Source organism: Lysobacter koreensis (assembly GCF_042677045.1).
In the GTDB taxonomy this organism is placed as follows: domain Bacteria; phylum Pseudomonadota; class Gammaproteobacteria; order Xanthomonadales; family Xanthomonadaceae; genus Lysobacter_K; species Lysobacter_K koreensis.
In genome coordinates, this window is record NZ_JBHTIH010000002.1 from 763,839 (window position 1) to 788,763 (window position 24,925).

Genomic DNA, 24,925 nt, shown 5'->3' on the forward strand with positions numbered 1-24,925 from the left:
AGCGCATCCCGCGCCACTACGACACCCCGAACAATTCCGCCTGCATGCCGAGATTCTCGGCATCCACGAACCCCGCCAAGCCCACGCCCACCAACCGGTAACGCGTGCCCTCGGCGTGCTCCACCCGCGCGCGCAGGGCGCAGGCAATCCTCGCCACCTCTTCCATCGAGCGCGGCGGCGACGGCGACGTCAGGCTGCGGGTCAGGACGCGGAAGTCGGACGTCTTGAGCTTCAGCACCACCGTGCGCGCGACGCGCCCCGGATGCGCCTGCAGCTCGCGCTGGTAACCGGCCCAGGCCTTCTCCGCCATGCGGAGGATGTGCGGCTGCAACTCGTCCAGGCGCAGGTCGTGCTCGAAGGTGTCCTCGGCCGAAACCTGCAGGGTCGGACGCTCGGGTTGCACCGGGTGTTCGTCGATGCCGCGCGCGAGCTCGTGCAGGCGCCGACCCCAGCGACCGAAACGCCGCTCCAGCGCCGGCAGTTCCAGCGCGCGCAGTTCGCCCACCGTGGCCACGGCCAACTGCGCGAGCTTGCCTTCCATCACCTTGCCCACGCCCGGCAGGCGGCCGACCGGCAGCGGCGTCAGGAACGCCTCGACCTGGTGCGGGCGGATCACGAACACGCCGTCGGGCTTGCGCCAGTCCGAGGCGATCTTGGCCAGGAACTTGTTGGGCGCGACCCCGGCCGAGGCGGTCAGCTGGGTTTCGGCGCGGATTGCCGCGCGGATCGCCTGCGCGGTCTCGGTGGCCGATGCCAGGCCGGTCTTGGCGTGGGTGACGTCGAGGTAGGCCTCGTCCAGCGACAGCGGTTCGACCAGGTCGGTGTGGCGCGCGAAGATCTCGCGCACCTGCCGCGACACCGCCTTGTAGCGCACGAAGTCCGGCGGCACGAACACCGCATCGGGGCACAGGCGCTCGGCGCGCACCGCCGGCATCGCCGAACGCACCCCGAACACGCGCGCCTCGTAGCTGGCCGCACACACCACCGAGCGCGCCCCGCGCCACGCGACCACCACCGGCCTGCCGCGTAGCGACGGCTCGTCGCGCTGCTCGACCGACGCGTAGAACGCGTCCATGTCGACGTGCAGGATTTTTCTTGGCGGTGCGGGCATGGCTCAGGCAAACCAGGACAGGCGACTATTCTGCCTTTCGTGCAAGGCAGGTCGCGCTGTATCCGACCGGTGCATGGTCATGCAGCGACGCTGCCCGTTCGCCATCATCGACGAAGCAAATCCCCCCTGCCCCCTTTTCCAAAGGGGGCAAAGGCAAGCACTCACACTGGTCTCGCTTTTCCCTGTGAAACCAGGTTTTCTCCCTCCTTTGAAAAAGGAGGGCCGGGGAGGATTTGCTGTTGCTGCTTCTACCCCCGCAACAGCAACACCGGCAACGCCACCAGTCCCAGCAACACCACGATCGCCAGCACGGTCAGGGCCACGCGCCCGGGCTGCTCACGCAACACCTGCCCGAACGTCTCGGCGGTGCCATCGCGCTTGGCCGCCGCGTACTCGGCGCGCACACGGGTCTGGCGCTGCTGCTGGTAATCGACCATCAGCCGCTTGGCTTCGGCGATGTCGCCATCGTGGGTGATCCAGATGCCGCCGTAGGAAATGCCCCAGCGGCTGGGCTGGGTCTCGTAGAACTCGATTTTGTGGGTCTCGAGCATCGCGCGCACGTCGGCGATCTCGTCGTCGAGCACGTTGCGCAGGTTCAGGAGCAGCTTGGCCATGTTGCGATGATAGCGCCACGACTAGATATCGGAACGTGCGTACCGAGACAAAACGCTGGACGTTCTCGCCGACCAAGCCGAGCCGAACCGACGTGGGCGTCGTAGGAGTGTCGGGCCGTAGGAGTGTCGGGTGGAGAGTGAGCGCCTAGAAGTTCCGTTCTCCTGGCATGGAGGCCGCGCGAACGGGTTGCATGATCTGTCGCACGGAACCGCGACCGCGCGCATCGCGCCAGGCCTTCTGTGATCGACCTCACAGAACGCTGCGGTGCCGCGCACACTTGGGCCCGACACGACGTGTGCATTGTCCTAAAGGAACTTCAAGCGCGGCCGACAACGTAGCCATGACCCGTGTGACTTGCTGAGCCCATGACAGAAGGTCACGACCGTTCGGATTGTGTAGCAGCTCGCCAAGTACAGAGAGGCGACACAGATGAGTGAAGATCCGACCAGATCGACGCCTAACGCGCGAGCGATTGCCGGTACTGCCCCTAGGTCGCGCGGGGCGCGCGCAGCAGTACGGATAGCGTTTCTGCTGCTGGCCGGAACCATGGCGTTCCAGGCACAGGCGGAGCAGGCGCTGGTGACTGGACCCACGACCGCCAAGGTCAAGGCCCAGCTCGACTTCAGAATCGTGATACCCGAAACGCTGCACGCGGGTACGCGCGACCAGCAGCGTCGCCGTTCCAGGCAAGTCGTCACGCGCAGCACCGAAGTACGTGGCGACCGGATCGTCACCACGTTCGCACGCTTCTGACCGGCTTTCGCGTACTCCGCAGCAACCGAGCCAGGCACATGCTCAGCGCTTCTCGGTCACCGCGCGGCGCAGGTTGATGCGCGCCTGCGCATCCAGGTGGGTGTGGAAGAAGTCGCTCAGGTAGATGCGCTCGCGGCCCAGCAGGCCCTTGAGGAAGCGCCGCCGGTTGAGCTTGAACACCCAGGCCGGGACGTGGCCGCGGTACTCGGCGGCGATGCCGCGGTCGTAGGCGTCGAACGCCGCCGGCTCGGCGCCAAGGATCGCCATGTCGCAGTCGAGGAACAGCGCGGCGTCGCGGTCGACGTCCGCCGACGCCAGGCGGCCGTGGCGTGCGGTGAGGTGGATCAGCTCGGCGACGCGCGCTGCCTCGATGCCGCGGTCGGGCAACCAGCGCGCGATGTGCTCGATCGCCAGGTCGGCCGAGCGCGCCTCGTTGTCGGCGCGGCCGGCCTCGTAGATCGCATCGTGGTACAGCACCGCCAGGTAGACCTCGGCCGGTTGCGTCCAGCCCGCGCCGTCCGCCACCCGCTGGTACTGGCGCAGCACCTCGTGGACATGCTGGAGGTTGTGGTACGCGCGTGCCGGCGTGGCGTAGGCCGCCTCGAGCGCCGCCCATTGCGGCGGCGAGATCGGCAGCGGTGCATCAGCGGACATGGCGATTCATGCGGGCAGCGGGTGTCGAATCGGACGGGGCCGGCAACGGCGTGGATGAAAGCAATGATGGCGCATGCCAACCGATCGCACGCGAGTGCCGCGCTCGGCGCCTCAGGTGCGCAGGCCGCGCAGCGCCTTGCCGGGGGCGATGTCATCGCCGCGCAAGGGCGACGTGTCCGGCAGCGGCGCGAACGCGGTATCGATGACGTAGCCGCGCACACAGTTGCGGCCGTCGCGCTTGGCGCGGTAGAGCATCTGGTCGGCATGCGACAGCAGCCGGGCCAGGTCGTAGCCCGACAGCGAGGCCGCGCTGACCCCGAAACTGGCGGTGACCCGGAACGCATGCCCGCTGTCGCGGCTGTCGATCTGGGTGAGGCGCACGCGGCAGTCCTCGGCCAGGCGGGTGGCGGCCTCCAGGTCGCAGCCGTGCAGCAAAATCGCGAACTCCTCTCCCCCCAGCCGACCGATATGGTCGATGGAGCGGCAGAACGCCTTGCAGGTGTCGGCCACCTGCTTGAGCACCCAGTCGCCGGTGACGTGCCCGTAGTTGTCGTTGATCGACTTGAAGTGGTCCAGGTCGAACATCACCAGCGCCACCGGCTCGCCGGCCTTCGCGCAGCGGGCGATGGATTTCTCCGCCTGCAGGGTGAAATGGTGGCGGTTGCACAGGCCGGTCAGCGCATCGGTTTCCGCGAAGCGGCGCAACGAGACGTGCATGCGCTTGATCTTGTAGGCCCAGTAGCCGACCGAGGCCACGAGCAAGGCCAGCAACGCAACCATCAGCCGCGAGTTCTGGGTGGCTTGCCGTTCGACGCGCTGCTGCAGGCGGAGCACTTCGTTCTGGCCCTTCAGCAGTTCGATCTGCTGGTTCTTCTGCTGGGTTTCCTGTCGCACGATCTGATAGGCCAACTCGCGAGTCTTGACTTCGTTCAGATAGGCCTTGTCTGCCTCAGCGAATGCTCGATAGTGTTTAAAGGCATTGGCCAAGTCACCGCGTCGTTGTGCTACCTCGTAAAGCACCTTGTTGGCCCTCACGAGCGGCAATATGCCGCGGTTGGAAGTACCACTTGAAATGGCTTTTCCCGCGTGCGACTCAGCCAATTCGAGGCTACCCTCCGCAAGCGCCAACTCAGCTAGCAGCGCGTGGACTCCACTGATAAGGCGCGGGTAACGCGTGGACTCAATTTCTGGAAGATGACCTTGTAGCGCAGCCCTTGCCTTGGCTGGCTGCCCTACGGCTAGACGCTGATGGGCCAAGACAATGCGCCCGAAGCTAGCGACCATGGGTTCGTTCAACGCCGTGCACTGCTCGATCAACCGCCGCACCGGCGCCTCGTCGGATGGAAGCTTGCCGAGTCGCTCAAGTAAATCCAGTCTCAACTGTTCCGAGAAACAACGATCGCGTGGCGACAGTTCTCCTGTCGTTTCCAACAGCTTGTCGACTTCGCGAAGACCAAGTTGATATTGCCCTACTTGGTTATATAGGCTGGCGGCGGCGTACAACGCATGTTGCCGGGTCTCATCCTTGGATGCCCGTGCTGCCAGAATAGAAAGCCGCTCTAGCTCCCGCAGTCCTTGAATGAATTCGCGCGAAAGTCCGTAACAGTTGACGATAAGAGCACTAGACCGAGCTTTTACATCCGCGTCACGCCCGGACTCAATGAGCTGTGTGGCTTCCCGGACGCCTTCATTGCAGCGGCCCGCATAGATGTCCGCATACGCATGCAAAAACCTTAGCTTCTCTAGCTGGTCTCGAGTGGCAGTTCCGCGCGCCTGATCCAGTTCGCCAAGCAAACGAGAAAAGCGCAATGGATCTCCGCTGCGAACTTGATCTGCTTCCTGTAACAAAGCATGCACGCGCGGGGAAGCAAATGGCGCAAGTGATGCGGTGCATAGCAACACCGCGACCAGAACTTGCGCCATTAGCCACCGTTTCATCTCGCAGATACCTATCGCTGTATCAGATCGCGTCAGGGTCAGGCTCGTCGCCAGGCTCATCCCTGACAGGGCTTTCCTCTGCCGGCGCGTCACTCGGCGTCATCACTGCGAACCACATCTTTGCCCGCCCACCCAGCAGCGAAGCCAACTTGGACGCGTCGCGGCCGAGCAACACCTCGCGCTCGTCATCGCCAACATTGAGAGCGGCAACTTCGTTGCTGTACTCGACCTCGCTCAGCTGCGGCTTGCTACCCAACTCTTCAAGAAACCTGACAGTACGCATTGCAAACACCCCCTTTTTTAGCACCGCTTCCGACAAGTAGATCCAATTTAATTCAGTTCAAAACGCTCAAACACGTTGCTATTCGGCCGCCATGATCATGCACCGCATGTCATCTCTGCCACCAAGCAAGTTGCTGAGGACAGACTCATCGCGCTCGAGTAGCGCATCTTTCTGCGCGCCTTCTATGTCAAGGGCGGCGACAGTCGTCGCGTACTCAAATGCTGACATATGGGTCGCACTGGGGTTACGGCCCATCGACTCGAGAAACTGGATGGCATTCGACATGATCATTCTCCCTTGCTCGTGTTAGACGGCAGTTGGTGCGTTGCGTGCGGCAACTTCAAGATCGATCTGCGCCAGGCGGTCGAGCATTACCTGATTGCGCTGCATCGGCCGGGCCGGCGGGATCACCAGGGTGGTCTGCAACCTCATGTCCGCCTCGATAATCCCCGACAGCGGCATCCCCTCCATGCGCGGCGTCGTGATCGGGAGGGTAGCAGCTTCGTAGGCGATTACTTCGTGGTCCAGGGGGTAATCGGGGGCCAGCAACTCGACCAGCAGGCGGCGGTAATCCGGGCCGGTGGCGAAGCGTGCCAGCGAGCGGTCGCCGGCAATGCCGATCTGCCACAGGATCAAATAGGCCGAGGGGTCGATCCGGCGCTGGTAGAACATGAACTGGCTGGCCTCGTAGTGCTGGCAGCCGTAGGTGCCCGGGTCGATGCCCAGGTCGGCGTACAGGCAATCTTCGGCGGAGATGCCCGGCTCCATCACGGCCTCGAAGCCCTCGGCGCGCGCGCCCTCGATGGCGCGGTGCGGCACCAGCGCGAACACGCCCGGGTGGCCGTAAAACACCCCGCACACGGTACGGCCGGCGCGGACCTCGACCAGCATCGCCTCGACCATCTCGCGGTAGGTTTCGGTGCGCTTCTTGCCTTCGGCGTAGTACGGCTGGAGGCTGCGGGTGTCCGGGCGCATGTCCTGCAGCCACAGTTCGACCAGCGGGTCGGACACCAGCGCGAACACGACGTCGGCCTGTTCGATGTGGCTGCGAGAGCGCGGGCTGAGGTGGGCGCCGAGCATCATGCCCAGGCCGACGCAGGCCAGGCTTCCTTGGGGGGTCATCGAAACGCCGGAAAGTGTGAAGGAGTCGGCAATCTAGCCGCTCGCGTTCAGCAACGCCATATCGCGGCCGGAGGACTGCAGCGCTTGCCAGCGGGCGCGGGTCATTTCCCACCTCATCCACTCGCCATGGGGATCATCGCTGAGTGCTCGCACGAAGCCGAGTTTGAGCCGGCCTGCGATCGACGCGCCGTTGCCGGGGGCGTTGCGGCTCCAGACCCGGGCCGGCGGGGGCGCTTCGAACGGCCGCGCGCCGAACACGTGGTCGAGGACGGCGCGCTGCGCCTCTACCGACAAACCCCGGCCCTGCCCCTCGGCCCGCAGCATCGCGCCGATCTCGACGCTGTCGCGGGTCGGCTCGCGGTACATCAGGGCGACGATGCCGAGCGCGGTGGCGGGCGTGGTGCGTTCGTGCAACACCCACATCCGCAGCTTCGGCGGCGCCTGCCGGGTCTGCTCCAGGGCCGCGGCGAATGCGCGGTGCGCGGCCTGAGGCGAGAGCGGCGCGGCGATATGCCGCATCACGCCCGGGTCGGTGTAGAGGTGCAAGTACAGGGCCTGGTCGCCCTCCTGCAGTGGCCGCAAGTGCAGGCGCGCCGTATCGAACGACGCAAGCGGCGACCGGGCAGGCGTAGCGGGGTCCATATGATCCGGCGGTGATCGCAGTGAGTGGCCGCAGCAAGCCTAGCCGACGCGCCGCTGTAGTGCCGAGCCTGCTCGGCACCGAGAATCGGGGTCACGCGGTGCCGAGCGGGCTCGGCACTACAAGGGCGGGGACTGTAGGGCTGGCTCGGCAGCGGGTGTTCACGCGATGGTTCGCGCCGGCGCGCCAAGGTATTCGTATCGCCGCCACGGAGCCACGCCGATGACCACCTCCACCCAGCAGACGGTGCTGACCGAGCAGGAGATCGCATGCCTGCGCGCGATCGATCAGGGCCAGAGCCAACCCGCCGACGACCCGATGCTGGCGGCGCTGGCCGCGAAGGGCATGGTCGACCTGAGCCATGGCTCCGCGGTGCTGACGCCCGCGGGCCGCCACGCGACCCACGTCGGCGAACCCGGCCGCGTGCCGGGCATCGACACCTGAGCCGGGCAATGCGCGACACCTGCCTCGCCGGCCTTCGCACTTAGGCCGTCGGGATGGGTGCGCTTGGGGATGCGACCAACGAGCGCGCGCCGGATCGACACGGCGCGTGGATTCATCGATGGCAAAAAAGAGCCCCGCGCCGGGTCGCGGGCTACACCAGCACCTGCCGCGTCTGCACCAGGAAGATCGCGATCTCGCGCTCGGTGCGCGCGTCGATCATGCGTTCCGGCCGTTGCCCGCGTGGGCAGGCCAGCCGCGGGGTGGTGCCGAACAGCCGGCAGATCAGCGGACGTTCGCCGTAGGCCTCGCAGCCGTGCTCGCCCAGGTGCGGGCAGCTGAGCTCGGCCAGTGCCGCATCGCGCACGGCCTCGCTCTTGCGCGGCAGCCGCGCCATTTCTTCGGACGAAGCGGTGACCGGTCCGCAGCAGTCGTGGCAGCCGGGCACGCAGGCGAACGACGGGATGCGCTCGCGCAGGTCGAGGAGCTTCCGCTGGTTGGGTGTCACGGCGGGACCTCCGTGCTGGCTCTATTGCACCGCTTGCGACTGCACGGCCCGGACCGCGCCCATCAGCCAGCGCTGGAACTGCGGCAACGGCATCGCCTTGCCGAGCAGGAACCCCTGTGCGGTGTCGCACCCCAGTTGCGTCAGCGCGTGCAAGGTCGCTGCGTCTTCCACCCCTTCCCCGGCCACGCTCAATCCGAAGCGATGCGCCAGGTCCACGATCAACTGGGCGATGTCGGCGCTGGCGGGATCGGTGAGAATCGACGAGACGAACGAGCGGTCCACCTTCAGTTCGTCGGCAGGCAAGTTGCGGAAGTAGGCCAGGCACGAATAGCCCGTGCCGAAATCGTCGATCGAGATCTTCGCACCGAGCGCCCGGATCCGTGCGAGCGCGGCAAACGCCCGTTCGGAGTCCATCAGCGAGCCCTCGGTGACTTCCAGCACCAGTTGCACGCGGTCGCAGCCCCACAGCTTCAGCGCATCCTCGACCAGTTCCGGCAGGTCCGGTTGCGTGGCCAGGGTCCCGGGCAGGTTGACCGACACGGTGAGCGGCGCGTCGCCAGCCGGCCACAGACTGGCCTGCCGCAACGCGGTGTTGAGTGCCCACACCGTGAGCTTCTTGATCTGCCCGGTGCGCTCGGCCACCGGGATGAACACCGCCGGAGAGACCACTCCGCGCGACGGGCTGTTCCAGCGCATCAGCGCCTCAGCCCCGACCGGCCGCAGGTCCGACAGCCGCACCTGCGGCTGGTAGTGCATCGCCATCTCGCCGCGCTCGATCGCCCCGCCGAGCTGCATCTCCAGGTCCCACACCTCGGAGAGGTCCTGGTCGCGGGCTGCATCGGGCGCAAACGCATGACGCCGACCGGTCTGGCGCGCGGTGACCAACGCCGCCTCGGCGCGGCGCAGCAGGAAGTCGGGGTGGCTGGCGTGCGCCGGACACAGCGCGACGCCGACGCTCACCGCGACTTTCATGCGCGCCGAAGGTGCCTGGAACGGCACGTCGAGCAGGCGGAACAGCTTCTGGATCGCCAGCTCGGCGTGCCCCTTGTTCATCAGCTGGTGCAGGATCACCGCAAAGCGGTTGTCGCCGATGCGCGCCAGGTAATCGCATGGTCGCGCCAGCGCGCGCAACTGCTGCGTCAGATACCGCAGCATCTGGTCGCCGGTGTCGTAACCGAAGGCGCCGTTGATCTGGGCGAAGCCGTCGATGTCGATCACCAGCAGCGCGAGCGAGGCGCGCTTGTCGTTGACATGCTGCACATGCCGCGATAACGACGACAGGAAACTGCGGCGGCTGCAAAGCCCGGTCAGGGCGTCCTCGGTCATGCTCATCGGTCGCCGATCGCCGGGGGTCAGTCGAGAAAAAGCTGGGCCGGATCGACGCCGTAGGCACCGCGCGGCAGGCTGCCCTTGATGCTCAAGGGGCGTTGCTGCACGTCTTCCTCGATCTGGCTCAGATCGATCGTGCGGAACTCCGGCAACGGCCGCTTGTCCGCATCCAGCAACAGCAGCACGCACGGCCGCAACCGCTTGAGGCTGTGCACTGACATCACCACTCCGACGGTGCCGTCGGACAACTCCACCAGCGACCCGGTCGGGTAGATGCCGGAGGTGCGGATGAACTGCTCGACCAGTTCGGCCTGGAACAGCGTGTCGCGGCACTGGTAGAGCTCCATGATTACTTCGTGCGGCGCCCGGCTGGGGGCGTGCGGACGGGTGCTGGTCATGGCGTCGTAGCTGTCGATCAGGCCGATGATCCGCGCGAAGATCGGGATCTGCGTGCCACGCAGCCCGCGCGGGTAACCGCTGCCGTCATGGCGCTCGTGGTGGTGGGCCACCATCTCGATGACGCCGGCCGACAGCCCCGGGGTGTCTTCGACGATCCGGCTGCTTTCGGTCACGTGGCTGTGCAGCAGGGACCAGTCGGCGTCGCTCAACCGGCCCTGCCGCGCGAGCAGCTCATCGGGCAGGCGCACCTTGCCGATGTCGCACAGCAGCCCGCCCATCGCCAAGTCTCGCAGTTGCTCCTTCTCCAGGCCGAGGTGGCGCCCGAACGTGGCCGCCCACACCGAACACCCCAGCGCATGCTGGTAGCTGTAGTCGCTCTTGCGGCGCAGCTCCAGGATCCAGGGCACCGCCGACGGGTTGCGGGTGATCGAGTCGACCAGGGTATCGATGCCCTCGGACAGCTTGTCGAGGTCGAGCTTGCCGCCGTTGTGCAGGTCGTCCATCACCGCATTGATGCCCGCCTGCAGCCGCACGTGCGCCTGCGTGGCATCGCCCAGCTCGGTGTCGAACCCGGTCGTCGGCACCCAGCGGGTACGGCGCAGCGCCTCGATCTCGTCCTCGCCGCGGGCATGGCGCATCATCGCGTCGTCGTTGAAGCTCACGTAGCGCAGGTCCGGCGAACGGCCCCGGCTGACGTCGACGTGCACGAACGCGCACAGGCGCTGCAGCTGGAAGATCTGGTCGTCGGAGGTGATCTTCAGCCCCTCGAGCGGAAACCCGGTGCCGATCCACGGACGGTCCAGGCGCGCGACGAACATGTCCAGGGTCAAGCCGTGGACACTGATCCGGAACTCTTGGGTCTCTGCGTTCATCGTTGCGTGCTTCGGAAGTGCGTGCACCTTAGCAAGGGCACTTCCGCTTCGCACTTGCGTCCCGTCCGCACCGGCCAAACCGGGTCAAGCCCGGCCCGGTCGCCCCACGCGTCTTCAGCCATCCGAGCCCGCCTGCCGGCATCCGACCGGCCGCACGCGCCGACATGGGCGCCACGACGGACAGCCAGTGCTGCGCGGTCACCGCCGCGATCGCGCCTGTGCTGCACCGGGGCCGGATGGATCGACGACGGCCAGCGTTGTCTGCTCCGGGCGGCCTACGCCTTCTTCAGGAAGCAGGTCTTCAGCACCAGGCCCTTGATCTTGTCCGAATGGCCTTCGATGTGGTCGGCGTCGCCGTCGACCAGGCGGATGTTCTTGATCACCGTGCCCTGCTTCAACGGGATCGACGAACCCCTGACCTTGAGGTCCTTGATCACCACCACCGTGTCGCCCGCGGCCAGGCGCTGGCCGTTGCTGTCCTTGACCGGCAGGTCGCTGTCGCCGGCGTCGCCCGACGTCGGCCACTCGTGCGCGCACTCGGCGCAGACGTAGTTGTCGCCGTCGGGATAGGTGTTGTCGCTGCCGCATTGCGGGCAGGCGTGGACGTCGGCCATCGGGCTTCCAGGGGCGTCGGGGTGGCCAGTATAGGTAGCCGTCCGCGAGGTGGGCGGCAGCAGGACGCAGCGGGGCAACCGCTTCCTAACCCGCAGGGCGGGGGTCAACCCGGGCTGCGGGCGCGGTGGCGGGCTGAAACCCGCCCTACCGCAACTGGCTGTCCTTGCTGCCGCGGCGGTTGTAGCCGCTGAAGTTGCCTTCGTCGTGGTCGTGCGCCTCCTGGCAGGGCACGCACAGGCGCACGCCGGGCAGCGCTTGGCGACGCGCCTCGGGGATCGGGGCGTCGCACTCCTCGCAGCGCTCCAGACCCGGGCCTTGCGGCAGCTGGTCGCGCACGCGCTTGATCGCGTCCTTGATGGTCGCGTCGATCTGGTCCTGCACGGCGCCGTCGCCTGCCCAGCCGGTGGCCATGGCTGTCTCCTGATTTCGAGCCCAATTGCCTGCGCCGGAAAGCTTAGCGCCGCCGCGGTGAACCTCGGCTCGCCGGCGGCGCCACTTGGCCCCACCTCAGTGTTGCAGCGGCGACGTCCTGTTGACCGACCAGATCACCGAGGCGATCTTCCAGCCGCCGTCGGTGCGGACCAGGTGCCAAGCTTCCTGGCCGTGGTTGGTCTCGCGCTCGCCCTGGTGGAAGCTGTAGTCGGACGTCACCGAGGCGATGTCGCCGTCGGTGACGATCTTCACGTTGCGGAACTTCTCCTCCTCGCGCTGGGTGCCGGCGACGATGCCGTCGATGAAGGACAGATGGGTCTTGTTAGGGTCGATGCTCACCTTGGCCGCCTGCGGGTTCTTCTCGCGCGCCATGCGCAGGGTGTCGTCGCCGCGCACCGACTGCCAGGTGACCCGACCGGGCACGAACAGCGCCACGAAGCGCGGCTTGTCCTTGTCGATGATGGCGGCGCGGAACGCCTCGACCACTGCTTCGATCTGGGCGACGTCGCCGCTGGGGGCGAGCGGTGCCGGTTGGGCCATGGCGGCGGACGACAGCAGGCAGGCGAGCAAGGGGAAGAAGAGCTTCATGGGGACCTCCGTTCGGGACGCGGGATGGGGTTCGAACGACAGCGGCCGGGCCAAGCCCGCAGGCGCAGCGGTGGCAACGCCACAGGCGCAACCCGGTTGACCGGATCCGCGGCGCCAGGGTGTCGGCCAGCGCCGCGGCCGGGTGGCTTCGAACGCCGCCGGCGCCGTCCAGGATCCTGCTACTGGCCCTATCCTTGCGCGCACCAGATCATGCGGACGCAACTCGGCAAAGACCCGCCCTGGCTGCTCGGTGCGACGCAGCTCGCCAAGGAACCCCCCATGCAACTGCTCGCGCACCCGTTCTCGTCGTACTGCCAGAAGGTGCTGGTCGCGCTGTACGAGAACGCGACGCCGTTCGAGTTCCGCCTGCTCGAAGGCGCCGACGCCCTGCGCGAGCTCGAGGCGCTGTGGCCGATGAAGCGTTTCCCGGTGCTGGTCGACGCGGGCCGCACCTTGTTCGAGGCGACCAGCATCATCGAGCACCTGGAGGTGCACCACCGCGGCGCGGTGCGCCTGATCCCCGCCGATGCCGACGCGGCGCTGCAGGTGCGCATGCTCGACCGCTTCTTCGACAACTACGTCTCCACGCCGCAGCAGAAGGTCGTGTTCGACGCGATCCGCTGCGAGGGCGACCGCGACCCGTACGGCGTCGGCGAGGCGCGGGCGATGCTCGACAACGCCTACGCCTGGCTCGACCGCCACATGGCCGGCCGGCAGTGGGCCGCGGGCGACGCGTTCAGCCTCGCCGACTGTGGCGCCGCGCCGTTCCTGTTCTACGCAGACTGGACCCACCCGATCGCTGCGGCGTTCGCCAACGTCCGCGCCTACCGGCAGCGGCTGTTGGCGCGGCCGTCGTTCGCGCGTGCTGTCGACGAGGCACGGCCGTACCGCGCGTACTTCCCGCTGGGTGCGCCGGATCGCGATTGAGCCAGCGTTGGCGCCGCTGGGTGGCGCCGTTGCGTGGGGGCGCGAAACGGCGGGTTGAAACCTGTCCTACCGTTGCCGGGCTTTCTTGTTCCGGTACATCGCCGCATCCGCGGCGGCCACGATCGCGGCGGCGTCGGATTGTCCGTCGTGCGGCGCCCATCCCACGCTCGCCTCGATGACCAACTCGACGCCGTCTATCGTGCGCGGTCGCGCCAGCGACGCGACGATGTTGGACGCCACCGTCGGCGTGTCGCGCGCGCCATCGCGCAGGCCGCAAAGCAGCACCACGAACTCGTCGCCGCCGATGCGCGCGACCAGGTCAGCGCCGCGCACCGAGCTGGTCAACGACTCGGCAGTGGCGCGCAGGACCGCGTCGCCCATCGCGTGCCCGTGCAGGTCGTTGATCGCCTTGAAACCGTCCAGGTCCACGAACAGCACCGCGAACCCGTCGGGCAGGCCTTGGTGCTCGCGGCACACATCCTCCAGCCGCGCAGTGAAGTGCGCGCGGTTCGGCAAGCCGGTCAACGCGTCATACAGCGCCGCATCCTGGTACTTGCGCGCTTTGGCCTGGGTGGTCTGCAGGGCGGCCTGCAACTGCGCGAGCAGGCGCGCGTGCTCGTCCAGCGCTACCTGCCGGCCGAGCGCGCCGCCAAGCGCGTTGCCGATCAGCGCGATCCCCTGCTCGTCGATCGCGTCGAATGCGCACGGCACGCTGGAGCACACCTCCAGCACGCCCAACACCTCGTCGCCGTAGCGCAGCGGGGTGGCGATCAGCGAATGCAGCCCGTGGCGAGCGCATGCGCCGCTGGCCAGACGCGCGTCGCCATCGGTGGCATCGCTGTGCAGGGTCTGGTGACTGTCCACTGCGTTGCGCGCGAGCGTCTGCCCGCGGCCGAACGCGGCTTCGTCGACGCATGCCATCTGTCCGCGCGCGGCGGCAATCGACAACTCGCGGCTCGGCTCGGCCAGCAGTACCACCGCACCGGTGGCGCGCGTGAGCTCCATCGCCGTGGCGGTCGCCTCGTCCAGGAACGAGGCGGTATCGCCGGAATGCTCGGCAATGCTCACCAGCGCATCCACGACGTTATGCAGGCGCAGCAACTTGCTGCGCTCATGGGCCGCGGGTACCCACGGCAGCGCCTGGGAGGTCGACTGCTGTTTGGAAACTGCGATGTTCAAGTTCGAGGAACCACCTGCCGCCACGATCCATTGCCATCCTAGGCATGGCGGGTAAAGCGCAGGTGACTGCGTGCCCCAGTCCGTGCAAGTTGCGACTGGCTGAATGCGACACGGGTCTCATCCAGCGCCCGGTGGTTCCTGTACGCAAGGCACGCCTGTAAACAAGGCAAGGGCCCCGCGACGGCGCGCAGCCATCGACCGCGCGATCACGGGGCATCGGCGAAGGTCGGCTACCCCCGCCATGGAGAGTCCTGGATGCGCACCACCGTGCTTGCCCTCGCCCTGCTGCTGGTTGCCGGCTGCAGTGCCGAACCTGGCGCCGACGACAGCGCCACCACGCCCGCAACCGCCACGCCTACGCCTGCCGCGCCCGCACCCGCATCCGATCCGGCGGCCCCGCCCCCGGCCCACACTCCCCCTCCCGATGACGGCACGCCGTCGCCCGACGCGGGCAGCAACACGGTCGCCAGCCGCTTCCAGGGGCGCTACGCCGCCGATGCCGCGGCCTGCGCCAACCCCGCGCACGAAACCCGACTGACGATCGAGGCGTCGCGCATCGCGTTCCACGAGAGCAGCGGCCCGATCACGCGCGTCGCGCAGGGCGAGAGCGAGGTCAGTATCACCACCGCGCTGACCGGCGAAGGGCAAACCCGCGAGGCCACCTACAGCTTCCGCCTCTCCGCCGACGGCAACACACTGACCGACGTCGGCAACGGCATCGCCCGGCAACGCTGCGACTGAGCCTGCACCACGCGATGCGTGCAGGATGGGTTGCAACGCCCAATCGCTATGCTCGACCGGGCGGCTCGAACGCAGTCCTCATCGCAATGTCCGCTGCCCACCCACCGGATCGGCTTCACCCTCCCGGCAATCTGGGGGATGCTGAGACGATGAAACCCATACCGCGCTCGTGCCCCGCCCGCTCCACCGAAGGCGCGATGCCTCCCAGTCCAATGCCGCACCCGAACCAGATGATGGCGCGGCCGCATCGCGCGCGCACCGGCCTGCTGGGTGCCGCCCTGGCGCTGCTCGCCGCTTGCTCCGCGCCACCGCCACCGCCCGACCCGGCCGAGGTCCGCGCGCGCCTCTTGCGGCTGCTGCCGGCGACGCTCGCCGACCGCAACGGTTGGGCGACCGACATCCAGGGCGCATTCGCCGCGCTGGAGATCCGCCCGGTCACACCGAACCTGTGCGCCGCACTGGCGGTCATCGAGCAGGAAACCGGCTACGACCACGACCCGGTCGTGCCGGGCCTGGCGACGATCGCGCGTGCGGAGATCGACCGCCGCGCCGACCGCCTCAACGTGCCGCGGTTCGTCGTGCGCGCGGCGCTGGCGATGACCTCGCCCAACGGCCAGCGCTACGACGCGCGACTGGCCGCGGTGCGCACCGAGCAGGACCTCAACCGCATCTACGAGGAGTTCGTCGAGTCGGTGCCGATGGGGCGTCGACTGCTGGGCGGCGCCAACCCGGTCCGCACCGGCGGGCCGATGCAGGTCAGCATCGTCTTCGCCGAGCGCCACGCGCAGGCGCGGCCCTACCCGTATCCGGCGGCCGGCTCGATCCGCCAGGAAGTGCTGAGCCGGCGCGGCGGCGTCTACTTCGGCATCGCCCACCTGCTGGGCTACCCGACCTCATACCCGCGGCTGCTGTACCGATTCGCCGACTTCAACGCCGGCCTGTACGCCAGCCGCAACGCCGCGTTCCAGAGTGCGGTCAGTGTCGCCTCCGGTATCCCGCTCGAGCTCGACGGCGACCTGCTGCAATACGGCAGCGACCGCGCCGACATTGGCCCCACCGAAGTGGCCGTGCGCACGCTCGCGCCCGCGCTCGGCCTGAGCACCGCGCAAGTAAACCGCGCATTGCAGGAAAGTCGCAGCCACCGGTTCGAGCAGAGCGCGCTGTACGAGGCCGTGTTCGCACTCGCCGACCGCCAGGCCGGCGCCAAGCAGCCGCGCGCGGTGATGCCGCGCATCCGCCTGCACAGTCCCAAGATCACCCGCAAGCTCACCACCCAGTGGTTCGCCACCCGCGTGGAAAAGCGCTATCGCGGTTGCATGGCACGCGCCGCCTCGGGGTGACGGATTGCGGGCTTGCGTGGTGGAGCGAAGAAATGCGCGGCGACGCACCGTTCACCGGTTCGCCGCTATACCTGCGCCGCGACACCCGCGTTCGCCTCCCCACCCCCGCGCGAGAACCCCCATGAGCACACCGCAGGAACTCGAAAAGAAATTCTGGAAGGCCCTCAAGTCCGACCGCACGCTGATGCTCGGCGTCGACGGCGTCGAAGATGGCCATTCGCGGCCCATGACCGCACTGGTCGAAGGCGAGTCGGGGCCGATCTGGTTCTTCACCGGCAAGCCCAACGCGGTGGTCGAACACCTGGCCCAGAGCCGCCGCGCCATCGCAGCCTTCAGTGCCAAGGGCCACGATCTGTTCGCCAGCGTGCAGGGCAACCTCAGCGTCGACAATGACCGTGCGGTGATCGACCGCCTCTGGAACCCGTTCATCGCGGCCTGGTTCGAGGGCAAGGACGACCCCAACCTGGTGCTGCTGCGCTTCGATGCCGAACACGCGGAGATCTGGCTCAACGAGAACAACCTGCTCGCGGGCATGAAGATGCTGCTGGGCGTCGACCCGAAGAAGGATTACCAGGACAAGGTCGCCGACGTCGACCTGCGCTGAGTAGAGCTGCGCTGACCCGCGCGCCAGCCGCGAAAACCGGTCGTTGCGATCGCACCCGTGCTGGGCGCGATCGCCAGTCGGACGCGGGCTGCGGGCTCCGGCGCTGGCCATGTCCGCCAGCGCATCGATCACGGGTTTTAGCCCGCCTCCGGAGAGGGCGGTGCTGGCGGGGTGAACCGCGCCCGGCGCCGCCCATCGCGCAAGGCGGTGATGCGGTCGCCGTGGCCGGCGTCGACGAGCATGTCGTGGAGCTGCATCGCCAGCTGCATCAGGTCGCTGCCGACCGCGCCGGCAACCTCGTCGGTCAGCGCCAGCACCCGCGCCAGCCGATCGCGTTGCGCCTCCAGCAGGCGCATGATGCGGATCTCGGCCTGCATCGTCGCGCGCAACTCGTCGCCATCGATGTCCTCTGCCAGCTCGCTGCCGAACAGGTCCAGCGTCGCGCAGACCTGCTGGCACAGGCGCGGCGACACGCGTTCGATCCACGGCACGATCCCGCGGCCGTCGCCCTGGGCATAACGCAGCAGGTTGAGCACGACCTCCATCGAGGCCAGCTCGGCATCGAACGCCTGCAGGCGCGCTTCGGGCAGCACCGTGGCGGTGTAACTGGTGTCCATTGGGATGTCCTTGTCCGCGGGATCGGTATGCGCCCGACTCTAGCACCGGGCCCAGGATCGGCAGACCGGCACCGGCCGGCGTGCCTGGGTCGCGATCGTAGTGTCGGGGAGAACCGCGCGACACCGGGCAACGGCAAGCCCGTCCTACCGCAGCGTGTGGGACGGGATCGACCCGGGCCGCTCGCACCGCCGGTACCAAGCCGCCTCCCGCGACGACGGTGCGGGTTGGGACCTCAGCTGGAGCATGGACTGGCGCCGGGCCTGCGGCGCCCGGGGACCACCCCGGAGATGCAAGCGGTCGCGCCGGAACCCAGGCCGACCCTCAGCGCGCTGCGGGCAAGCCTTGGCGGGCCGTGCCTTCCGACACTCGCACACGCGCGCCTGCCGGCCGATGATCCGGTGGTGGCCGCGCGCGGCGGCGGTTCCGCTGCGGCGTTCCACCGGAGCCACGCCATGAACTGGAACATGCAGCAACTTCGCAAGTCCTCGACCGACCGCCAGCTGGACGGCATCTGCGGCGGGCTGGGCGAGCACACGCCGGTGCCGGCGCTGGTCTGGCGGGTCGCGTTCGTGGTGCTGGCGGTGTGCGGCGGCGCCGGCCTGCTGGTGTATGCGTTGCTGTGGTGGCTGATGCCCTCGGCCGACAGCAGCGGCGCGACCGCGGGCAGCGAGTGGAACCTGCACGCGCTGCGCCGATCGGACACCGATCGCCAGATCGAAGGCGTCTGCGGCGGACTGGGCGAGTACACGCCGGTACCATCGTGGCTGTGGCGCGTGGCCTTCGTCGCCACGGTCTTCGTCGGCGGGGCCGGGCTGCTGGCCTATGTGCTGCTGTGGTTGTTCGTGCCCAAGGCCGAGGCCACGATTTTGGGCGCGTGATCCGGCGCGCGCGCATGCGCGCGGGCACGCTGCGCACGAACACCCGGCTGCATCCTTAACCGCCCGCTAGCGTAGGCGGGCCTATACTCCGGCCGCCGTCGATCGCGACGCTGCATCCACCCAAGGAGGATCCCATGCACCGCTTGCTCGCATCCGCACTGCTCCCGCTGTCCCTGCTCGCCAGCGCACCGCTGCTGGCGCAGGACGCCCCACCGAAGATGTCGCCCGAACAGGCCGCAATGATGGAGGCCTACCAGAAGGCCGGCGCCCTGGGCGAGGCACACGCCGCGCTGGCGAAGATGGCCGGCAGCTACGACCTGGCAATCCGCAGCTGGGAGGCCCCCGGCGCGCCGCCGGTCGTCGAGACCGGTACCGCCACCCGCACAATGGCCCTGGGTGGCCGGGTGCTGGTCGAGGAGGTCCAATCGCAGATGCACGGCCAGGCGTTCACCGGCCATGGCATGCACGGCTACGACAACGTCAGCGGCAAGCACTGGTCGACCTGGAACGACAGCATGTCGACTGGGCTGATGGTCAGCGAGGGCGACTGCGACGCCAAGGGCGCCTGCACCTTCACCGGCAGCTGGAACGACCCGGTGACCAAGGGCAAGATCAACGCGCGCATGACCTCGAAGTGGACCAAGCCCAACGTCGAAGTGTTCGAGATGTACACGCCAGGGCCGGACGGCAAGGAAACGAAGATGATGGAGATCACCTACACCAAGAAGTGAGTTGCTACCCGGCAGCGCACGAAAAAGGCCCCGCGATGCGGGGCCTTTTTTTTGCCTGGGTACGCCGGGCCGCGCCTCGTGGCTATTGGTGCGCCAACGCGTAGTCGATCGCCGCACGCACCGCGGCCACCTGCGCGGCGTTGCATTGGGCGGGTGTCGCGCGCGGGCTGTCGGGGTAGACCTCGGTGGTGGTCTTGTAGCGCGCATCGGTGATGCCCGCGCACAGGCCGAGCTGCTTGAGCGCGTACTCGATCACGCCCGGCGCGACCACCGGCGAGCCGATGATCTGGCCGTTCGCGTCGGCCGGGGCGATGTGGGTGACCTTCGCCACCGCCGCGATGATCGCCTGCTGGAATTCGGGCTGCGGGTTTGCGGCGTCGTCGACCAGGTAGAAGCCGTCGGGGATCTCGCCTGGCTCGTCGGGCTTGCCGTCACGCGCGGCCAGCGCCGGCCGGAACTCGGATTCGTCGGTATCGGTGGTCTCGTGCAGGTCGACGTGCACCAGCACGCGGTCGCGCACCGGCGCCAGCAGGCGCATCAGCGCCGCCGACTCCTGCGCCGGGCTGTCGTCGCGGAACGAGCGGTTCGGGTCGATCGCATTCGCGTTCCAGCGGTGGATGCGCTCGTAAGCCCACGGGCTGATGCACGGCGCCACCAGCAGGTTGATGCGGCCCGCATAGTCGGCCGCGTGTTGCTCGACGAACTGCAGCGCGCCATGCACGCCGCTGGTCTCGTAGCCGTGCACGCCACCGGTCACCAGCGCGGTCGGGAGCGCGTCGTTCCAGCCGTTGCTCTTGATCGCGAGCAGCGGATAGGTGTCGGGCGGATATTCGAGCTGGCCGTACTCGACCACGTCGTAGCGGGAACGCAATTGGTCGATCACGCTGAGCACGTCCGCCGCGTAGCTGCGCTTGCGGGTCTGGCGCGAGCGCCATTCGGCGCGCTCCGCATCGCCCCAGGCGACTCCGGGCGTGCCGATGGGATAGGGGCTCGGGTTGGTCATCGCGTCGCCTGCTCTGCGGTGGATCCACGGGGCGGACAAAATAGCACCGCGCCGCATCGCGGCGGCGCGACGACACTCCCGTCAGCCTGCAGCCTCTAGCCTGGCTGCGATGGGAACCGACCCGTTCCGCCCCACCCGCCCCGACCCAGATACGGACAGTCCTGCATGACCAAGACCACCGCCTGTTCGCTGCTGGCCGTCGCCATGCTGATGATGTCGTGCACGTCCGAACGCAACGAGGAGCGGACGAGCGAGATCGCCCCGGCCCCCGACAGCGCCTCGCAAGGCGCCGCAAGTCCGGCATCGACGGCGGCGCCCGCGCCTGCCGCCACCGGAACGGAGTGGGGTGCGCAGCCCAACGACGACGCGCCAGGTGCGGCGGATCCCCAGCCGGCCGGAGAACCGGGCGGCGTGCTGCCGCTGCAGCCAGGCGTCTACGTGCTGCAGGGCTCGGGCTGCTCGGCCCCGGCCAACGCCGGCGTCCGCTTCTACGACGGCGTCGGCCTCAGCGGATCGGCGACGCACGCGTGCCGCGCGCGGGTGCTTTCGCGTCGCGGCAACGCGTACGTGGTGGATCAGTCGTGCATCGACAGGCCGTCCGGCGACGGCCCGCGCACCAGCGAATCGCAGACGATCACCGTGCACGACGCACGCACGTTCACCCTGGCAACGCCGGACAAGAGCGCTCGCTTCCGCCACTGCCCGCCGGGCGAGTTGCCCGAGTATCTGCGCGAACGAATGGCGCTACCTGCGGCCAAGGCAGCGGCAGCTGATCGCCCAAACGCGCCGTCGTAAGCACTTGTCGCGTCCAAGGCGCCCGCGCGTTTTAGGGGCGGCGGGAACGCCCGACGTGCTGGGGAAAGATCCGCTTCCATGTCCCACGACGCGGACCACACCCCAGACGACAACCTGACGGGACGCTATTTCGCTGCGCGCTTCATGCGCAAGGTGCGCTCGAACAACGCCGTCGTGCGCCGCCACGCTTCGCGCGCCGCATCTTCGTCGTAGCGCGGCGTGGTGTCGTTGTGGAACCCGTGCTGGGTGCCGGGCGGCTGGTACAGGGTGTACTTGACGTCGGCGGCACTGAGCGCGGCCGCGTACGCCGGCCATGCGGTGTTGATGCGCTCGTCGTTGCCAGCCAGCACCACCAGCAGCTCGGCCTGGATCTTCGGCACGTCCTCCAGCGGTGCGGCGCTGCCGTAGAACGGCGCGGCCGCGACGAGATCCGGCAGCCGCGTCGCCAGGAAATTGGCGATGCCGCCGCCGTAGCAGAAGCCGACCACGCCCAGGCGCCCGTTGCCGCCTTCGAGCTTGCCGAGCATGTCGGCCGCCGCGACGAAGTCCTCCTTGGTCTTGGCCTGGTCGAGCTTGGCGAACAGCGTGCGCGCGGCGTCCTCGTCGCCCGGGTAGCCCCCCAATGGGAACAGCGCGTCGGGTGCGAAGGCGATGAAGTCCTCCAGCGCGAAGCGGCGGGCGACGTCCTCGATGTGCGGGTTGAGGCCACGGTTCTCGTGCACCACCAGCACCACCGGCAGCGGGCCCTTGGCCTTCGCTGGCTTGACCAGGTAGCCGCGCGCGGTGCCGTAGCCCTTGGGCGACGGGAACTCGACGTACTTCGCCAGCAGCCGCTTGTCGTCCGGCTTGACCTGCTGCGCGGCCGCGAACTGCGGGCTCAGCGCGGCCAGCAAGCCGGTCGCCGTCGCCGCCCCGACCGCCAGCCGTGCCGCGCCGGCAAGGAAGCCGCGGCGGTCGATCGCCCCGTGCACGTACTGGTCGAACAGTTGCAGCACTTCCGGATCGAAGTCGCTGGCCTTGGAACGCGGGGTGTTCGGCATCGGAGTGTCCTCGACGGGGCGGGCGCAACCGCCGGTGAGCATAGCGGCGACGGCGTCACGGCCGGGCGAATGGCGCTGGCGTCGCGCTCCCTGCCTCGGGCTTCCGTAGCCGCTGGCCCCGCGATCCCGACCCTGGAGCACGCTGTCGCGCCCCGGGGCGAGCCAACGCGCGACATGCGGCCCTCAACGCTGCGGGCGATGGCGGCGATGGATCCGCGCCCGGCGCACGCCCATGCCGATGATCGCCAGCGCATAGACGCCCGACACGGCCAGCAGCGTGGTGAACGTCCACGCACCGTGCTTCGACCAGAACAGCACGCCGACGAAGCTCGCCATCAGCGCCGCGTAGACGATGCCGTGCCGCAGCAGTTCGCGACGCTCGACAGGGTTGCGGGCGCGGGAGACGTACTGCCGCACTTCCCAGAACACCGCGCCCAGCACCACGGCCAGGGCGGCGAACACGCTGCCGATCGCGCCCAGCGCCCACTTGCCGGCGGTCGCCGTGGCCGCCGTCGCGGCCCCGGCTTCGGCCGGTCCCAGCGATGCCACCACGAGCGTGGCGAAAGCCAGCCCCGGAGCGCTGTGGCGCGCGACCTCCCCGACCTGCGCCAGCAGTTCCGACTGCAGCGCATCGCGGGCGCGCTGCAGGCGCTTGCGCACCGCGCCATCGCTCAGGCCGAGCAGGGCCGCGACGTGGCGGCTGCTCTGCCCCTCGCGGTAGAACAGCAGCAGGACTTCGCGGCTGTCATCGGGCACCGCGTCGAGCGCGCGCGCCAGCAACTGCGACTGTTGCCCGCCCTGCAGCCACGCGTCCGGGTCGAGGCCGCCGTCGACGGCGTTGCTGATCCGCGCATCGGTATCGCCGAGCGCCAGCTCCTGGTGGCGCCGGCGCCGGACGTGGTCGATCGCGCGGTTGCGCGTCACCTGGCGCAGCCACGGCAGGAAACTCTCGGCCTGCTGCATGGAGCCCAGCCGCTGCCAGGCCTTGAGGTAGGTCTCCTGGGCGACGTCCTCGCTGAGCTGGACATCGCGGGTCACCGCCAGCGCGACGCTGGCCACCATCGCCTGCGTCACCCGGACCAGCCGGGCGAAGGCGTCGCGGTCGCCGCGGCGGGCGGCAAGGAAATCGTCCTCGAGGACGGGAGGGAGTGCGCTGGTGATCATGGTCATGGTCCGTAAATCCGATGGGCGTTGACTCATGTACGAACGGGTGTGGCGGATGTGACAGCGCGGGACGCGCACCGTGCCCATGAAGGAAGGTAGCGCGGCGACCGCTCCCTCGCTCGATGCGGTGGACGCAGCCGCCCGCCGACGCCCAAGGGACACATTCCGCTGCCCCATCGGGTCGCGAAGGAGCGGATGACTTCCGGCCTATTTTTATCGTTTATCAATGCGCACATTATCGCTCTACGATAACTCCCGTCCGGGAACCCGCATGAACGCCACGTCCGCCCGCGCCCTCTCAGTCGCCCGCCCGGTCATCCAGGGCCTGACGGTCCTCAATATCCTCTACGCCGCCGGCATCGCCTTGCTGCTGGGCTGGAGTTTTCTCATGCCGGGCTGGCCGGAACGGGCGCTCGGCTTCGATATCGCGTCGAAGTACCCGCTGGTGCCACTCGGGCTGCGCGCGATCATCGTCGTCGGCCTGATCGGCGCCGCGCTCGCGCACACGGTCCTGCGCCGGCTGCTGGCGATCGTCCACACGGTGCGCGACGGCGACCCGTTCAACCTCGACAACGCCCGGCGCCTGGACGCGATCGCGTGGAGCGTGCTGGCGCTGGAGCTGCTGCGGATGATCGTCATGGCGATCGCGGCGGCAGTGTGGGAACCGGGCCGGCTCGGCGGTTTCAGCTTCGCGCCGTGGCTCGCGGTGTTGCTGCTGTTCGTGCTGTCCGGCGTGTTCGCGCACGGTGCGCGCATGCGCGCCGACCTCGAAGGCACGGTGTGACATGGCGCGCATCGTGATACGCCTCGACGAGCTGCTGCACGCGCGCCGAATGACGCTCACCGAGCTGGCCGCGCGCATCGACATCACCATCGCCAACCTGTCGATCCTGAAGACCGGCAAGGCGAAGGCGATCCGTTTCTCCACGCTCGAGGCGATCTGCGCCGCGCTCGAGTGCCAACCCGGCGACCTGCTCGCCTTCGACGCCACGCTTCCCTCCGAGGAGTGATGCCGCGCCTCGACACGCTGCACGACGCGATGGTTGGCAACGCGCCGCCGCGCGCTCTGGCATGTACCTGCAGGCCTTTTTGCAACCTCTACACAGGAGTGACGCCATGCACATCCACCCGATCCTCCAGTTCTTCGCATCCGACCCGCGCCGCGATGGCGTCCGCCCCGTCCAGCTCTGGGGCCTGCGCCTGTTCTTCCTGCTGATGCTGGTGTTCGTCACGCCAAACGCGTGGAGCGTGCTGCTCACTCACGAAGACACGTGGGACCCGGTGCGCGCGATCGCGTTCGCGGTGTGGGCCACCTACCCCGCGCTCGCGCTGTTCGGGCTACTGCACCCGCTGCGCTGGCTGCCGCTGATGTTCTTCACGATCGGCTACAAGACGATCTGGCTCGCGTTCGTCGCGGTTCCGCTGTGGCAGACCGGCACCCTGTGGGGCACGCCCACCGGCGAGATCGCCGGCTCGTTCCTCGCGCTGCCGCTGCTGGCCGCGGTGGTGCCGTGGGGCTATGCGTGGCGGACGTATTTCGCGTGGCCACGGCGAACGGTCGAGGCCAGCGCGACGTCGGCGAGTGGAGCCAGGTAGGACCCTTTC

At 68.4% G+C, this 24,925-nt stretch carries 31 protein-coding genes; 12 read left to right on the plus strand and 19 right to left on the minus strand.

The features are described from left to right. Positions 1-16: 16 nt before the first annotated feature. Together dinB and ACFQZQ_RS03920 are read right to left on the minus strand one after the other, a co-directional pair. Positions 17-1,111: a DNA polymerase IV gene (gene dinB / locus ACFQZQ_RS03915; RefSeq protein WP_386811356.1), complete on the minus strand. Its 1,095-nt coding sequence runs from the start codon at positions 1,109-1,111 to the stop codon at positions 17-19. Between the two features lie 248 nt (positions 1,112-1,359). Next, on the minus strand, positions 1,360-1,725 hold the full coding sequence (locus ACFQZQ_RS03920; protein ID WP_386811357.1) for a DUF6164 family protein: 366 nt from the start codon (positions 1,723-1,725) through the stop codon (positions 1,360-1,362). A gap of 430 nt (positions 1,726-2,155) precedes the next feature. Here ACFQZQ_RS03920 and ACFQZQ_RS03925 point away from each other — a divergent pair, with 430 nt between their 5' ends. Beyond that, positions 2,156-2,479, plus strand: a complete 324-nt coding sequence (locus ACFQZQ_RS03925; protein ID WP_386811358.1) for a hypothetical protein — start codon at positions 2,156-2,158, stop codon at positions 2,477-2,479. Between the two features lie 42 nt (positions 2,480-2,521). Here ACFQZQ_RS03925 and ACFQZQ_RS03930 read toward each other — a convergent pair whose 3' ends face one another. The 6 genes from ACFQZQ_RS03930 to ACFQZQ_RS03955 all read right to left on the minus strand — a co-directional run bounded on the left by ACFQZQ_RS03930 (position 2,522) and on the right by ACFQZQ_RS03955 (position 7,118). Next, positions 2,522-3,133, minus strand: coding sequence for an HD domain-containing protein (locus tag ACFQZQ_RS03930; RefSeq protein ID WP_386811359.1), 612 nt, complete (start codon positions 3,131-3,133; stop codon positions 2,522-2,524). 111 nt (positions 3,134-3,244) lie between these two features. Continuing rightward, the gene (locus ACFQZQ_RS03935) at positions 3,245-5,071 is read right to left on the minus strand and encodes a GGDEF domain-containing protein (RefSeq protein WP_386811360.1); all 1,827 of its coding nucleotides are present in this window, start codon (positions 5,069-5,071) and stop codon (positions 3,245-3,247) included. A 22-nt stretch (positions 5,072-5,093) separates the two neighbouring features. Next, positions 5,094-5,390, minus strand: a complete 297-nt coding sequence (locus ACFQZQ_RS03940; RefSeq protein WP_386811361.1) for a hypothetical protein — start codon at positions 5,388-5,390, stop codon at positions 5,094-5,096. 42 nt (positions 5,391-5,432) lie between these two features. Next, the gene (locus ACFQZQ_RS03945; RefSeq protein WP_386811362.1) at positions 5,433-5,639 is read right to left on the minus strand and encodes a hypothetical protein; all 207 of its coding nucleotides are present in this window, start codon (positions 5,637-5,639) and stop codon (positions 5,433-5,435) included. Between the two features lie 21 nt (positions 5,640-5,660). Continuing rightward, a complete protein-coding gene (locus tag ACFQZQ_RS03950) occupies positions 5,661-6,476 on the minus strand; it encodes an SAM-dependent methyltransferase (RefSeq protein ID WP_386811363.1) in 816 nt (271 codons plus the stop codon). 33 nt (positions 6,477-6,509) lie between these two features. Beyond that, complete coding sequence (locus ACFQZQ_RS03955) at positions 6,510-7,118, minus strand: GNAT family N-acetyltransferase (RefSeq protein WP_386811364.1); 609 nt, start codon at positions 7,116-7,118, stop codon at positions 6,510-6,512. Positions 7,119-7,338: 220 nt separating this feature from the next. Between ACFQZQ_RS03955 and ACFQZQ_RS03960 the strand changes: the two genes are divergently transcribed. Then, positions 7,339-7,560, plus strand: coding sequence for a hypothetical protein (locus ACFQZQ_RS03960; RefSeq protein WP_386811365.1), 222 nt, complete (start codon positions 7,339-7,341; stop codon positions 7,558-7,560). A 151-nt stretch (positions 7,561-7,711) separates the two neighbouring features. Here the strand turns inward: ACFQZQ_RS03960 and ACFQZQ_RS03965 are convergent, their stop codons facing one another. From ACFQZQ_RS03965 to ACFQZQ_RS03990, 6 genes are all read right to left on the minus strand, one after another. After that, positions 7,712-8,065: a YkgJ family cysteine cluster protein gene (locus ACFQZQ_RS03965; protein ID WP_386811366.1), complete on the minus strand. Its 354-nt coding sequence runs from the start codon at positions 8,063-8,065 to the stop codon at positions 7,712-7,714. A gap of 21 nt (positions 8,066-8,086) precedes the next feature. Next, complete coding sequence (locus ACFQZQ_RS03970; RefSeq protein WP_386811367.1) at positions 8,087-9,397, minus strand: putative bifunctional diguanylate cyclase/phosphodiesterase; 1,311 nt, start codon at positions 9,395-9,397, stop codon at positions 8,087-8,089. Positions 9,398-9,417: 20 nt separating this feature from the next. Then, entirely contained in the window at positions 9,418-10,665 is a 1,248-nt protein-coding gene (locus tag ACFQZQ_RS03975; RefSeq protein WP_386811368.1) for an HD-GYP domain-containing protein, read from the minus strand. 275 nt (positions 10,666-10,940) lie between these two features. Continuing rightward, positions 10,941-11,279 carry a zinc ribbon domain-containing protein YjdM gene (locus tag ACFQZQ_RS03980; protein ID WP_386811369.1) on the minus strand — a complete coding sequence of 113 codons (339 nt, stop codon included), beginning with the start codon at positions 11,277-11,279 and terminating at the stop codon, positions 10,941-10,943. Between the two features lie 145 nt (positions 11,280-11,424). Further along, the gene (locus ACFQZQ_RS03985) at positions 11,425-11,691 is read right to left on the minus strand and encodes a DksA/TraR family C4-type zinc finger protein (RefSeq protein ID WP_386811370.1); all 267 of its coding nucleotides are present in this window, start codon (positions 11,689-11,691) and stop codon (positions 11,425-11,427) included. Between the two features lie 96 nt (positions 11,692-11,787). After that, a complete protein-coding gene (locus ACFQZQ_RS03990) occupies positions 11,788-12,300 on the minus strand; it encodes a nuclear transport factor 2 family protein (protein WP_386811371.1) in 513 nt (170 codons plus the stop codon). A gap of 279 nt (positions 12,301-12,579) precedes the next feature. Here ACFQZQ_RS03990 and ACFQZQ_RS03995 point away from each other — a divergent pair, with 279 nt between their 5' ends. Continuing rightward, a complete protein-coding gene (locus ACFQZQ_RS03995; protein WP_386811372.1) occupies positions 12,580-13,227 on the plus strand; it encodes a glutathione S-transferase family protein in 648 nt (215 codons plus the stop codon). Positions 13,228-13,293: 66 nt separating this feature from the next. Here ACFQZQ_RS03995 and ACFQZQ_RS04000 read toward each other — a convergent pair whose 3' ends face one another. Next, positions 13,294-14,406 (minus strand): diguanylate cyclase domain-containing protein, encoded by a 1,113-nt coding sequence (locus tag ACFQZQ_RS04000; protein ID WP_386811373.1) that lies wholly within the window; start codon positions 14,404-14,406, stop codon positions 13,294-13,296. 255 nt (positions 14,407-14,661) lie between these two features. On the opposite strand from ACFQZQ_RS04000, the gene ACFQZQ_RS04005 reads away from it, so the two are divergent. From ACFQZQ_RS04005 to ACFQZQ_RS04015, 3 genes are all read left to right on the plus strand, one after another. Then, positions 14,662-15,147 (plus strand): hypothetical protein, encoded by a 486-nt coding sequence (locus ACFQZQ_RS04005; RefSeq protein ID WP_386811374.1) that lies wholly within the window; start codon positions 14,662-14,664, stop codon positions 15,145-15,147. A gap of 230 nt (positions 15,148-15,377) precedes the next feature. Next, complete coding sequence (locus ACFQZQ_RS04010; protein ID WP_386811656.1) at positions 15,378-16,487, plus strand: DUF1615 domain-containing protein; 1,110 nt, start codon at positions 15,378-15,380, stop codon at positions 16,485-16,487. Between the two features lie 121 nt (positions 16,488-16,608). Beyond that, positions 16,609-17,091: a pyridoxamine 5'-phosphate oxidase family protein gene (locus ACFQZQ_RS04015; protein WP_386811375.1), complete on the plus strand. Its 483-nt coding sequence runs from the start codon at positions 16,609-16,611 to the stop codon at positions 17,089-17,091. A 137-nt stretch (positions 17,092-17,228) separates the two neighbouring features. On the opposite strand, the gene ACFQZQ_RS04020 is transcribed toward ACFQZQ_RS04015, so the two are convergent. Beyond that, a complete protein-coding gene (locus ACFQZQ_RS04020; protein ID WP_386811376.1) occupies positions 17,229-17,708 on the minus strand; it encodes a hypothetical protein in 480 nt (159 codons plus the stop codon). Between the two features lie 453 nt (positions 17,709-18,161). Between ACFQZQ_RS04020 and ACFQZQ_RS04025 the strand changes: the two genes are divergently transcribed. Together ACFQZQ_RS04025 and ACFQZQ_RS04030 are read left to right on the plus strand one after the other, a co-directional pair. Continuing rightward, entirely contained in the window at positions 18,162-18,587 is a 426-nt protein-coding gene (locus ACFQZQ_RS04025; protein WP_386811377.1) for a PspC domain-containing protein, read from the plus strand. Between the two features lie 134 nt (positions 18,588-18,721). Next, the gene (locus ACFQZQ_RS04030; RefSeq protein ID WP_386811378.1) at positions 18,722-19,318 is read left to right on the plus strand and encodes a DUF1579 domain-containing protein; all 597 of its coding nucleotides are present in this window, start codon (positions 18,722-18,724) and stop codon (positions 19,316-19,318) included. Between the two features lie 82 nt (positions 19,319-19,400). On the opposite strand, the gene ACFQZQ_RS04035 is transcribed toward ACFQZQ_RS04030, so the two are convergent. Beyond that, on the minus strand, positions 19,401-20,321 hold the full coding sequence (locus ACFQZQ_RS04035) for a M14 family metallopeptidase (RefSeq protein WP_386811379.1): 921 nt from the start codon (positions 20,319-20,321) through the stop codon (positions 19,401-19,403). 165 nt (positions 20,322-20,486) lie between these two features. Between ACFQZQ_RS04035 and ACFQZQ_RS04040 the strand changes: the two genes are divergently transcribed. Further along, positions 20,487-21,116, plus strand: a complete 630-nt coding sequence (locus ACFQZQ_RS04040) for a hypothetical protein (RefSeq protein ID WP_386811380.1) — start codon at positions 20,487-20,489, stop codon at positions 21,114-21,116. Between the two features lie 125 nt (positions 21,117-21,241). Here the strand turns inward: ACFQZQ_RS04040 and ACFQZQ_RS04045 are convergent, their stop codons facing one another. Then, positions 21,242-22,156: a dienelactone hydrolase family protein gene (locus ACFQZQ_RS04045; protein WP_386811381.1), complete on the minus strand. Its 915-nt coding sequence runs from the start codon at positions 22,154-22,156 to the stop codon at positions 21,242-21,244. 183 nt (positions 22,157-22,339) lie between these two features. Next, positions 22,340-23,326, minus strand: coding sequence for an RNA polymerase sigma factor (locus ACFQZQ_RS04050; protein ID WP_386811382.1), 987 nt, complete (start codon positions 23,324-23,326; stop codon positions 22,340-22,342). Between the two features lie 265 nt (positions 23,327-23,591). Here ACFQZQ_RS04050 and ACFQZQ_RS04055 point away from each other — a divergent pair, with 265 nt between their 5' ends. From ACFQZQ_RS04055 to ACFQZQ_RS04065, 3 genes are all read left to right on the plus strand, one after another. After that, positions 23,592-24,104 (plus strand): DUF2975 domain-containing protein, encoded by a 513-nt coding sequence (locus ACFQZQ_RS04055; RefSeq protein ID WP_386811383.1) that lies wholly within the window; start codon positions 23,592-23,594, stop codon positions 24,102-24,104. Position 24,105: 1 nt separating this feature from the next. Further along, the gene (locus tag ACFQZQ_RS04060) at positions 24,106-24,330 is read left to right on the plus strand and encodes a helix-turn-helix domain-containing protein (RefSeq protein WP_386811384.1); all 225 of its coding nucleotides are present in this window, start codon (positions 24,106-24,108) and stop codon (positions 24,328-24,330) included. A gap of 106 nt (positions 24,331-24,436) precedes the next feature. Continuing rightward, positions 24,437-24,916, plus strand: a complete 480-nt coding sequence (locus ACFQZQ_RS04065; RefSeq protein ID WP_386811385.1) for a hypothetical protein — start codon at positions 24,437-24,439, stop codon at positions 24,914-24,916. Positions 24,917-24,925: the final 9 nt, after the last annotated feature.